General features: G+C 45.0%; 13 protein-coding genes. 5 read left to right on the top strand and 8 right to left on the bottom strand.

Features of this window, described 5'->3' with window-relative positions; genetic code table 11:
* Positions 1–1,744: hydantoinase B/oxoprolinase family protein (locus DSOL_RS16230; protein WP_075365876.1), on the top strand; the 1,744-nt coding region annotated here is incomplete at its 5' end.
* A gap of 47 nt (positions 1,745–1,791) precedes the next feature.
* Positions 1,792–2,232 carry a DUF3830 family protein gene (locus DSOL_RS16225; protein WP_075365875.1) on the top strand — a complete coding sequence of 147 codons (441 nt, stop codon included), beginning with the start codon at positions 1,792–1,794 and terminating at the stop codon, positions 2,230–2,232.
* A gap of 156 nt (positions 2,233–2,388) precedes the next feature.
* Here the strand turns inward: DSOL_RS16225 and DSOL_RS30075 are convergent, their stop codons facing one another.
* The 6 genes from DSOL_RS30075 to DSOL_RS16200 form a co-directional block, all read right to left on the bottom strand.
* Complete coding sequence (locus tag DSOL_RS30075) at positions 2,389–2,673, bottom strand: IS66 family transposase (RefSeq protein WP_075365874.1); 285 nt, start codon at positions 2,671–2,673, stop codon at positions 2,389–2,391.
* Entirely contained in the window at positions 2,637–3,005 is a 369-nt protein-coding gene (locus DSOL_RS16215; RefSeq protein ID WP_075365873.1) for an IS66 family transposase, read from the bottom strand. Before DSOL_RS16215 ends, DSOL_RS30075 begins: the two co-directional genes overlap by 37 nt.
* A 165-nt stretch (positions 3,006–3,170) precedes the next feature.
* Complete coding sequence (locus DSOL_RS28930; protein ID WP_427854418.1) at positions 3,171–3,344, bottom strand: DUF6444 domain-containing protein; 174 nt, start codon at positions 3,342–3,344, stop codon at positions 3,171–3,173.
* A 369-nt stretch (positions 3,345–3,713) separates the two neighbouring features.
* A complete protein-coding gene (locus DSOL_RS16210; protein WP_235838854.1) occupies positions 3,714–4,298 on the bottom strand; it encodes an AAA-type ATPase lid domain-containing protein in 585 nt (194 codons plus the stop codon).
* Between the two features lie 32 nt (positions 4,299–4,330).
* Positions 4,331–4,630 (bottom strand): PAS domain-containing protein, encoded by a 300-nt coding sequence (locus DSOL_RS16205; protein WP_075365871.1) that lies wholly within the window; start codon positions 4,628–4,630, stop codon positions 4,331–4,333.
* Positions 4,631–4,695: 65 nt separating this feature from the next.
* On the bottom strand, positions 4,696–4,983 hold the full coding sequence (locus tag DSOL_RS16200; protein WP_075365870.1) for a hypothetical protein: 288 nt from the start codon (positions 4,981–4,983) through the stop codon (positions 4,696–4,698).
* Positions 4,984–5,200: 217 nt separating this feature from the next.
* On the opposite strand from DSOL_RS16200, the gene DSOL_RS28045 reads away from it, so the two are divergent.
* Positions 5,201–5,353, top strand: coding sequence for a hypothetical protein (locus tag DSOL_RS28045; RefSeq protein ID WP_170871535.1), 153 nt, complete (start codon positions 5,201–5,203; stop codon positions 5,351–5,353).
* 39 nt (positions 5,354–5,392) lie between these two features.
* The gene (locus tag DSOL_RS28040; RefSeq protein ID WP_170871534.1) at positions 5,393–5,542 is read left to right on the top strand and encodes a hypothetical protein; all 150 of its coding nucleotides are present in this window, start codon (positions 5,393–5,395) and stop codon (positions 5,540–5,542) included.
* Positions 5,543–5,645: 103 nt separating this feature from the next.
* Here the strand turns inward: DSOL_RS28040 and DSOL_RS16195 are convergent, their stop codons facing one another.
* Positions 5,646–6,785: an acyl-CoA dehydrogenase family protein gene (locus tag DSOL_RS16195; RefSeq protein ID WP_075365869.1), complete on the bottom strand. Its 1,140-nt coding sequence runs from the start codon at positions 6,783–6,785 to the stop codon at positions 5,646–5,648.
* Between the two features lie 504 nt (positions 6,786–7,289).
* Complete coding sequence (locus DSOL_RS16190) at positions 7,290–8,933, bottom strand: long-chain fatty acid--CoA ligase (protein ID WP_075365868.1); 1,644 nt, start codon at positions 8,931–8,933, stop codon at positions 7,290–7,292.
* A 314-nt stretch (positions 8,934–9,247) separates the two neighbouring features.
* On the opposite strand from DSOL_RS16190, the gene DSOL_RS16185 reads away from it, so the two are divergent.
* On the top strand, positions 9,248–10,912 hold the full coding sequence (locus tag DSOL_RS16185) for a class I adenylate-forming enzyme family protein (RefSeq protein WP_075365867.1): 1,665 nt from the start codon (positions 9,248–9,250) through the stop codon (positions 10,910–10,912).
* Positions 10,913–10,926: the final 14 nt, after the last annotated feature.

The following is a 10,926-nucleotide window of genomic DNA, read 5'->3' as shown; positions in this document are numbered from 1 at the left end:
AATGAAGAATGATGTCTTCTTAGAAAATCCAGTGACAACCGAGATTATCCGGAATGCTTTGTCTTCAGCTGCTAAAGAAATGAATGAAAGCCTTTTCCGTAGCGCTTTTACGCCAATTATTTATGAAATGAAGGACTGCAGTGTTGGAATCTTTAACGAAAAAGCAGAATTGCTTGGGCAGTCGGCGGGTCTTCCTATTTTTTTGGGGAATCTAGAAGTTGCAATTAATATTACTACCGAATTCTTTGGGGGTATTGATTGTTATCATGAAGGCGATGTCTATATCCTCAATGATTCATATTTGACAGGTACCCATTTAAATGATATTACCGTTTTTTCCCCGATTTTTTACGAGGGGAAACTGGTAGGATTTACAGCCACGAGGGCGCACTGGCTTGACGTGGGTGCCAAGGATCCGGGTTATCCCATGGATGCGACGGAAATATACCAAGAAGGTGTGAGAATTCCTCCGTTAAAGCTAATGGATCGTGGTATTTTGCGTGATGACGTTGCCAATCTTTTGTGCAAAAATAGCCGGTTTTATCGTGCAGCTATGGGGGATTTGCATGCGCAAATTGCAGCGTGCAAAACGGGTGAAAGACGGTTTGCGGAAATCATTAAGAAATTTGGTTTTGAAACAGTCGAGAGAAGTATTCATGATATTTTTCTCCAATCCGAGTTAATGGAAAGAGAAGCGGTTGCTAGTATACCCAATGGCGTGTACTATGCAGAAGGTTGTATTGACAATGACGGGCGTTCCGATGAATCGGTAATGGTAAAGCTTAAATTAACAGTCAAAGATGGTAAACTAAATATTGATCTTTCAGGATCGAGCAGCCAGGTAAAAGGTTCAACCAACTGCGGAATAGCACAGACCATTTCAGCATGTCGTGTGGCTTATAAACAGCTTATTCATCCGGAGGCTCCCGTGACAGGTGGATGCTTTAAGCCGTTAATGGTCACTGCGCCTCAAGGCTCAATCTTTACCGCTGAAGAGCCCGCCGCGTGTTCATGGTATTTTACTTCTTTGGGGCTACTGATAGACTTGTGTGTTAAAGCATTGGAAGAAGCAATGCCTGACAAGGTTGCCGGGGCACACTACGGTGATTCCATGGTTATTTATTTTGCAGGAACCAATCCACGAACAGGAGTCCCCTTTTTAGATGTGGAGGCTACAGTAGGTGGTTGGGGAGGATTCAAGGCTAATGATGGGCAGGATGCTTTAATCAATTCGGTTAATGGGGATTTTAAGAATCTGCCTGTAGAAGTTTTTGAGACTAATTACCCTATGAAAATTACCAAGTATGCAATCAGGCCTGATTCAGCTGGTCCTGGAAAGAACCGCGGCGGCGACGGATGCATCCGTGAATATGAATCAATGATTGATGAGGTTTATGTTTACCTCTGGTTTGAGCGTTCAAAAACGACCGCCTGGGGTGTTGTTGGGGGCAAACCAGGAAAAGCACCTAATGTAATTATTGATACGGGTGACAAACAAGCGGAACTTCTTAAGACCAGTGCTTATAGGATTAAGAAGGGTTCCAAGGTAACCTGCTTAACAGGGGGAGGCGGTGGCTACGGAAATCCTTTTGAACGTGAGCCGGAAAGAGTGTTAAGAGACTGCGATCAGGGTTATATCACCAGGGAGCACGCTAGGGTAGAATATGGTGTGGTCATTACTGACTTTGGAACTATAGACTACGAGGAAACCGAAAAAGTACGTAAATTACCAATAAAGATTTAACAGAGCTAAGTCAAAAAACTACTTTAGTCACACTAGGGGGAAAGTACATGAATCAAATTAAACTTGTTTTCCAAAGAGGTGGGGAATTAATTGCCGACCTAAATGACCGTGCTCCCGAAACTGTTAAGAGGATATTAGAAATACTACCACTTGAAACTACAGTTATACACACAAGGTGGTGCGGTCGAGAAATAAGTTTTGGAATAAGTACAAAAACAATGCCACCTCAAGAAAACACTTCTACAATGGTAAGTAAATTTGATATTGCATACTGGCGGGATTGGGAAAGTAACAAGCCTTTAGAGGAAGCGCCGGGGGAAGAAGCCATGGCCATTTATTATGGCCCAGAGTTGTTGAGCTACCATAATGGGTTGATTAGGGTGAACATTATTGGAAGAATAAGAATGGAACAAGAAGAACTTTTAGAAACAATTGGAATGCGGATTTGGCGGCAGGGAATTGAAAAGATTAAGGTCGAAAGGTGTTAGAGTAGAACTCACTTGATATTTTTGATGGGCGTAGCCTAGGATGATCTAAGCCACGCCCACTTTTTGTGTACCGGTATAATTGCAAACCTAGCAAATCTGTGACGTATCTGCCAGGTCTCCGCAAATAAGATAACGCGCTTTCATCCCACTTGGCTCCTAGTTCCCTGTGTATTCACCACATATTTTCTGAGAGTAGGACCATATTTTCCGCCCAAACTTGACCATAATTGTCGTGAATATCACGAAATATTTCAGATTGTGCGCGTTACATTCTGCATGAGTACAGTCTTTGAACGTATAATAGGGCTTCCAGTGGTCATGCATGGCCGTTCCGTTAAATTCCGGAAGTATCCCGATTTCCTTGTCCGCCTGGACGCCCCTTTTCTCATGGAACGCATAATACGTCAATTTTTCGGTCGAAGCAACATAAAGCTTTTGCATTTTTTTTCAGATCTCATTCCCGTTTCGTCAAAATAAACAACAGCGAAATCTGTAAGTTGTTGTTTGATAACTTTTTCGGCTTCTTCTAAAGCCACGTAGAGCTTTTTGCTGTCATTGACCAGAGTTCCCTCGCTGACCGTCTGCTTCGTAAGCTCTCGGATGGTTTCCGCGGCTCTTTCTAACGGCAAAAGCTGAAAATCGGTAAGATAGTTCATTAAGGCTAACATTTTCTCTCCGTATTGCGTCGGTTGTGTCACTTTGACTGGAAAATCGGTTTTATGTACTTTTCCGCACTGAAGACAGACTTTTTCATGGGTGACGTATTCGGTCACTTCAATCTTTCAGGCAAATCAACGACCTGTCGTGTCCTTGTTTTGTCCTTCGCGCTTTTCAAATCACACCCGCAATCACAGTGTTCCTCGATAGGAACATTCACAACGAAATCGGGAGGTTCGACTTTGACAAAGTATGGCCTTCGTGACCGGTTGCCCGCCCTATTATTTTCCGGTTTTCTCTCGATTGTTTTTTATCGTTTTCTTCTTATACCCGTCCGAAGAAGGCGGCTTACTGCTGTTACTACTATTCTTATTGAGTCTGGCTTCTAACTCTGCGAATCCGGTTACTAATTGCAAGTTTACTTTTTTGAGGGTGGTTATCTCGTTGTTAAGGATGCTTATCTCACTAGTAAGAGATCCTATTTGACAAGATAAACCGTTGTTTAGATCTTTACTAGGTTAAGGGGTAGAGCCAACTAAATGACCTAAAACTCACGTTAAGCTAATATATGGTAACCTTAAGCCTATTTTTTTCTAAAGAACTGTTAATTTAAAAGTACGGCCCGCAAAATTAAAACTCCATAATCATCTATCTGCGTATTGTCCCTGATTATAGTTATTCTTGTATTTACTTTTGGATAATAAGAAGCCGGTTTGCCATAGAGCAGGGAAAACCGGCTTTATTCTTCCATAAAATGTCTTAGTGTATATTTTCCATGACCTATGCACTTAGCGGAAATACATGGGTCCTTGAATAACATTGTCCTAAAAACATTCATATCTCCTCCTGCCAAAATGTGTAAAAAAGCCTTGCAAAAGCCTGCACATTGTTTTTTCAATGGCGTTATAAATCCGTTCTAGTTCCTCAGAACTATTGCGCCGGTAAGGTCGATCAATAATCCGTGACGTTAAAGATACTGAATTGGGAACAGACTTCGATATAGTTCGCTGCAGAGCTGGTGGAAGGTATTTGGTTTCAAGTGTTCCCTCATCCGCTAGGACGGTTAACCTTTCAGTCACATTGTGTAGTTCTCTCACGTTACCGGGCCAGTGATAGTTTAGAAATGCAACAATCACTTCAGGAGACAGGGAAGGTATGGGTTTATCGTGCTTAAGAGCGAATTCATGCAAAAAAGTTTGTACTAATTCGGGTATATCCTCAGTCCGTTCCCTGAGAGTCGGAACTTCCAAGGTAATGACATTTAATCGATAGTAAAGGTCTTCACGAAACTCACTTGTCTTAATCATTTTTTCCAAATCACGGTTCGTGGCAGCAATTATTCGGGTACTAACTGTAATCGGTACGGTTCCTCCCAACCGATAAAAGCACCGATCCTGTAGAACACGCAGAAGTTTTACTTGGAGGCCCAGCGGTAATTCCCCTACCTCATATAGATGACAGGCGAGGCGTTCATGAGGACATGAGTTCCAGGGCGGGGACTATGGTGCGATTGGCGAACTGGCCGTCCTTCATCCAAAATTTTTAGGGTTGCTAAGGCTTCTTGTTCGAAAAAGTTTGCAATGTGTTTTCCGATGATGTTTTGTTGAGAGATTGAATAAGTGTCTTGAGCCACTGAATTCCAATGGCTTACGGTTCCTTCTTTGGTTACCACAGTGATTGCTTCGTTGACGGTATCGAGCAGGGTTTCTAAAAAAGAGTTTAAACTATCACAGTGTTTCAAGAGATTATGTACCAAGAGGGTAGGGGAAATGATTCCTTTTACATTATCTGAGCCGTCAAGGACAACTACGGGATGTAAATCACCAAGGTGGTTTCATAAAAAGGAATTGCCTTAGTATCTGATTGGGCCAATATCGGCAATTCCCAAGGCAACAGTGTCGGCGACACATGGGTATGGGTAGAATCGAGGAACAGGTTTTTTTGATCTCTCGCGAGGACTTCTATTGGTTGATTATGTTGGATTAATACTAAATGATATGTACTTAGTAATTCGGAAGCTTCGGCAAAACTTGGCCTATAAGTAAGGACTTTAACGTTTCGATCCATTAGATCGGCAAGGAATAAAGAGTCCATATGCATCACTCCTTGTTTTTAAACGTAACATAATTACAGGTTGTTGTCGAGTAGAATGTTCAAAGTGTTTGGACAATTACCTTTCCGACGATTTGCCAGTTCAGACAGGCTTGGTAGGATGGTAGGGAAGGTTAGACGTAAACTGCAGCAAGACGATCGGATTCTATGGTATACTTTAGCTTATAGAATATTGCGTCTACAAGCGAGGAGGTAATTCATGAAAAAGGAAGTCATGATGACGGCGGTTTTATCGCTGATGGTCTTTGGAGTGGGCTGTGGTCTTGAAAAGACGGGCATAGGTACAACGGACACGTCGATCATTATGAATCAGTTAGTGACCAAAACCTTTAGAATCACCGGATTTACTTGAACGAATCCCTTACTCTCTGCGAAAGAGGCACTGTCCAGTTTGGACGGTATAAAAGGCATGACGGTTGAAACATCAGGATACACAGTCATTACCTATGACCTCACCAAGATAAATATGGATAAGATTAAGAATACGTTGCATAAGCTTAATGATGAGGTAACCGATGAGCAAGAGATAACCCGAAGGTGATGATACATAAAAAACACTTAATCCACATTGAAATTAAAGAAAACAAGGCTAATGTGATCTTCCCACAATAGCCTTGTTTTCTTTAAATTTAACTCAATCTCTTTCAAAAGAGCCGCTTGGCAATGGTCAGTTTCTCTATTTCCTTAGCTCCTTCGTAGATCTCCAGAATCTTGGCGTCTCGATAGAAACGCTGAATATCGTATTCGTCAATATAGCCGTAGCCGCCGTGCATTTGCAGCGCTTTGTCGGTCACCCAGACCGCAGTCTCTCCAGCATAAAATTTGGCCATGGCGTTGAGGGACGGATCTAATTGTCCGTTGTCTGCTTTCCAAGCCGCTTTGTAAGTTATGTTGCGGGCCAATTCAACTCGGGTGGCCATCTCTGCCAGTTGAAACTGGATGCCTTGGTTCGCAGCTAGAGGAAGGCCAAAGGTTTTCCGTTCTTGTACATACTTAAGCGCCAAATCTAAGGCACCTTGAGCAAGGCCAACTCCTTGCGATGCTACCATTATTCGTGTCATGTCGAAGAAGTGCATTAACTGAGGGAAACCCTTGCCTTCCCGACCGATCAGATTTTCTTGGGGCACTCTCACGTCCTCAAAGCTAATCGACCCAGTATCAGAGGCACGGATGCCCATTTTTCCTGTAATTTTATAACGGGTAATTCCTGGACGGGTTGCTTCTATTAAAATTAGGCTATGTCTCCCTGTTTTTTGGGGGACATCCGGGTTAGTGACGCATAAAGCGACCATATAGTCACAGATTGTTCCGTTGGTAATGAATGTTTTACTGCCATTAATCATATAGTCAGAACCGTCTTTAACGGCACGGGTAGTGGTTCCAGCAACATCACTGCCTGCATTGGGTTCGGTGTATGCCCCGGCGAAGATCGCCTTGCCCGCGGGAAGCAAGGGGAGATACGCTTTCTTTTGTTCTTCACTGCCATAGTTAAGGATGTTTTCTGAGCCAAAGGTAGCCGCCATAACGGCCAAGCTGAGCCCTAAATCCACACGGGACAGTTGCTCTGTAATCAAGGCTGTTTCCATTAAGCCCGCACCAGGTCCCCCGTATTCCTCTGGAATTGCTACCCCGACAAGGCCTGATTCGCAGGCTTTTTGCCATATTTCACGCGGATACTTTTCCTCTCGATCGCACTCTTTGGCGATGGGCTCAAATTCTTTGAGCGCAAATTTGTAAGCGAGGTTCTGAAAAGCTTTCTGTTCTTCTGTCAATTCAAAATTCAAGATAAATCCTCCTTTTAGACATGGGGGGTTATTAATCCCCCGTTTTCTAGAATCGTTTTATTTAGGGAACACGGGTTTCTAGGACATTGGGAGTATTCTCCTCTTTTTTTAAGGTTGTCTGACTAGAACATCTGCAATTTTAATGCCAATCCACGAGGGCTCTTTTTTAGTGTTCGTGGGTGCATAAGGAAGGTAACTTGTCCATTGTGTTGTCAATTGTCCGTCATTCAGGACAATTATGTGAACAAGAGTAAGGGGACGGATTTGTGGTTTTTAAAGGTTTTCGCTTATGCATTTCAATTAGTTTTTGACGATATATTCTCATATTCTCGGCAGAGAACAGTTTTTAGCACTTTGTCGTACGGGTTGTAAGGGTTGTAAGGGTAAGGCTGATTAGGTCATATACAGACTAGTTTTCAAAAAGACATTGGTTCAGTTGAAGGGCTCTGATACCTTCAACTGAACCATCAGGAGTGGTGCAGTATATGCAAAACAAGTAAGGTATCACCCAACAATTGGATCAGACCCTTCTTTGGTACTCGCGATTTCGGTAAAACGTGTTCTCAGGGCTGCCTTATAGAATTTCCCGACGCTTGTTCGGGGAATGGCATCTATAAACTCCACTCGGTCCGGTACCCAAATCTTGGGGGTTTTTCCTTTGAGAAAATCAAGGATGTCTTGGACATTGACCTGTCCTTCATATTCTTGTTTAAGGACGACGCAGGCCAAGGGCCGCTCAACCCACTTAGGATGAGGAATGGCTATCACCGCTGCTTCTAAGACTGCAGGATGGTCCATTATCGTATTCTCCAGATCCAGGGATGAAATCCATTCCCCACCGCTTTTGATTAAGTCCTTGCTGCGGTCGGCAACGGAGACATATCCTTCTGAATTGACGGTGACGATGTCCCCAGTACGTAACCATCCGTTGGAAAAGGCTTCTTGGGTGCGAATAGGGTCTTTATAATACTCTTTGGCTATCCATGGTCCGCGGAGTAAGAGTTCTCCCATCGTTTTACCGTTCCAAGGGATTTCCTCATCATCCTCTCCGACGACTTTCATTTCCAGTCCGGGAACGAGCAGACCTTGTCTAGCGGATAGTTGGTATTTTTCTGCGGCGGTCATGCCCCCCATGTTGCTCTTAGGTCGGGATACGAGAACGACTGGCGTGGTTTCCGTCATGCCGTAGGCATGGAGAATGGAAACGCTCAGCTTCTCCTGGTAATTTTTAATCATGGACATGGGCGCGGCGGAACCACCATTCACAATCTCACGTAGGCTGGAAGGGTCGTATTCTCCACTCTCCCACAACGGGTAAGTAGCCATCCAGATGGTAGGGACACCTGCTGCTAGAGTCACTTTGTGATCTTGGATAAGTTGACAGACATCCGCGGCTTGGGGGCGGGCTCCTGGAAAGACCTGAGTAGCCCCAAGCCACGTACAAACAAAGGGAAGCCCCCAGGCATTCGCGTGAAACATGGGTACAAAGGGCATTACTACGTCTGATTCCTGAAGGTTTAGAGAATCTGGGAGAGAAGCGGCAAAGCTGTGGAGAACGAGGGCCCGATGGGTGTAAACGACGCCTTTCGGTTTGCCAGTAGTGGCAGTGGTATAACACATGGCCGCTGGATCCCATTCGCTTAAGTCGGGAAACTCGAAGTATTCACTAGCTTCGGTCAAAAGTGTTTCATATGAAAGCGGATTTTTTAGGGTGCTTGGTGGGATCTCATTCGTGTCGGACATCACGACGACACACTCCAGGGTTGGGAGTTGATCTTGAATACTTTCCAGTAGGGGGACTAAATCTTTGTCCACGAAGATGACCTTATCTGCGGCGTGGTTGATGATATAAATTAGTTGCTCTGGCGCGAGGCGCAAGTTCAAGGTGTGAAGAACCGCGCCGCTCACTGGTACAGCTAAATACAGCTCTAGGTGGCGGTGGTGGTTCCAGGCTAGCGTGGCCACCCGGTCTCCCTTCTTAATGCCCAAATTCTTGAGCACATTCGCTAGGCGCTGGGTTCTCTTGTAGAAGTCACTGTACGTATAGCGGAAGGTCCCTGAATAATCCCGGGTGATAATTTCCTTCTTAGAAAAGAGCTTGGCAGCTCGCTCCAGGACTGCTCGTAAGGTGAGATCATAGGCCATCATAGTGCAATCGCTCCTTATCGTTTATAATAAGTTACTTATACAGAATACTCATAATATTCTTGCAATATCTATGCCAGCCAAAAATGCCTTTTTCCTCACTCCTCTTGCGTGTAAACGGAAGGGGAAAGTGTCCATTGTGTTGCCAATTGTCCGTCATTGAGGACAATTACGGGCAAAACAAAGGGAAGGGGAGTTTTTCAGTTTTTGTATTGGAGACCGCCAGAGGAAGAGACCTAGGGCCTTGTGGCATAGAATTTGCATTTGACGTAATAAAGGATACATTCAGAAGATTCGGATAAGAGGAGCGATTGGGAATGATTCTGACGCAGACCAAGCAGATTGAAGAGTACAACCGCAAAGGATGGTGGGGGACTAAGACAATCCTTGATTATTTTCAGGAGCATGTGGTGAACATGCCGGGACATACTGCCTTGGTGGATCCGCCCAATCGAGAGGAACTGACAGGTACTCCCCCGGAACGCTTAAGCTACAGGGAGTTAGATGATGTCGTGCAGAAGGTGGCTGGGGCCCTCGTCGCTTTGGGAATCCAAAAAGATGATATCCTGTTCGTTCAGCTTCCCAATACCTGGGAACTAGCCATGCTTTATCTGGCGATTGCCCGAACGGGCGCACTAATTTCCCCGATACCGATGCAGTGGCGTCTCAAGGAGTTAGGCTATGTAGCCAGGCTCACGGAAGCAAAGGCTTTTATCACAATCGAGGAATTTCGGGACACCTTGCACGGGGAGATGGGGCGAGAGCTACAGCAGGCATTACCCGGACTCGAGCATTGTATCAGCTTGCAAACCGTCAGGGATTGGGCGAAGGGGGACAGTGTTCGAGTCGATGAGCGAGTATCAGAGCAGAAAAAGGTGGAGGCAAATGATATTTTCACCCTCTGCTGGACTTCTGGAACAGAGGCCGACCCAAAGGGATGCCCGATGAGTCATAACAACTGGATTTTTCAGTGCAACATGTCGATTCAGGCTGCCGACATTCACAAAGGAGATGTGCAGTTTACCGCCGGACCCTTGGTCAATATGGCATCTTTGGGTACCACCTTCGTTCCGTGGCTGATGCTGGGAGGGACTTACGTCCTCCACCATCCCTTCAATGCTCAGGTTTTTGTTAAGCAGATGATTCAGGAAAAGGTTAACTACACGCTGCTGGTTCCGGCGGTGGCCAACATGCTTGCCAAGCATCCGAATGCTAATCAGTTTGACTTCAGTTCCGTACGGTCCATTACCCTAGGTTCTGCACCATTATCTTTGTTTGCCATGACGGAGTTCAAACAAAGATGGAATATTGACATTGGGAATATATGGGGACAAAATGAGGGAACCGGGATCGTTTCCGGTCCTGGGGATGTTCCGAATATGGAGGAAAGGGTGGATCACTTGCCGCAGTTTGGCAAAGTGGGATCAACGTGGATATCTGCTGTAGAGGGGATAGAGACTAAGATTGTGGATCTGACGACCGGTCAGGAACTCACGGAAGCAGGGGCAGTGGGGGAATTGGCCTATAAGGGGCCGAATGTTTTTCCAGGATATTATAAGCGCCCGGATTTAACGGCTAAATCATTTGATCAAGACGGTTTTTTTTATACTGGAGATTTGTTTCAAATCCGCGAGGGGAATTGCATCAGTTTCTTTGACAGAAAAAAGGATATCATCATTCGTGGGGGCCAAAACATCAGCGCTCAGGAAGTAGAGAATATCCTGATGAGTCACACTAAAATTACGGATGTGGCGGCCGTTGGAATGCCAGATGATATTTTTGGTGAGCGGACGTGTGTTTTCGTGGTGGCTCAACCGGGAGAAACGCTGGATTTGACAGAAGTTAGAGCTTTTATGCACGATCTGGGAGTAGCAATCTACAAGTGGCCGGAGCGGATGGAACTTATAGACGCCATCCCTCGTAATCCAACCGGGAAGATCCTAAAGGCACCACTGAGGGAACGCTTGAAGGAAAGAGTTTAGAATCGAGGCAATGA

The organism is Desulfosporosinus metallidurans (assembly GCF_001936615.1).
GTDB classification, from domain to species: Bacteria; Bacillota; Desulfitobacteriia; order Desulfitobacteriales; family Desulfitobacteriaceae; genus Desulfosporosinus; species Desulfosporosinus metallidurans.
This window is presented reverse-complemented; position numbering and strand designations above follow the sequence as displayed.

Excerpts from the sequence above, each read along its gene's own strand:
- DSOL_RS28045 (WP_170871535.1), top strand. The coding sequence starts at position 5,201 with ATGAAAAAGGAAGTCATGATGACGGCGGTTTTATCGCTGATGGTCTTT.
- DSOL_RS16190 (WP_075365868.1), bottom strand. The coding sequence starts at position 8,933 with ATGATGGCCTATGATCTCACCTTACGAGCAGTCCTGGAGCGAGCTGCC.
- DSOL_RS16200 (WP_075365870.1), bottom strand. The coding sequence starts at position 4,983 with ATGGACTCTTTATTCCTTGCCGATCTAATGGATCGAAACGTTAAAGTC.
- DSOL_RS30075 (WP_075365874.1), bottom strand. The coding sequence starts at position 2,673 with ATGCAAAAGCTTTATGTTGCTTCGACCGAAAAATTGACGTATTATGCG.
- DSOL_RS16225 (WP_075365875.1), top strand. The coding sequence starts at position 1,792 with ATGAATCAAATTAAACTTGTTTTCCAAAGAGGTGGGGAATTAATTGCC.
- DSOL_RS16185 (WP_075365867.1), top strand. The coding sequence starts at position 9,248 with ATGATTCTGACGCAGACCAAGCAGATTGAAGAGTACAACCGCAAAGGA.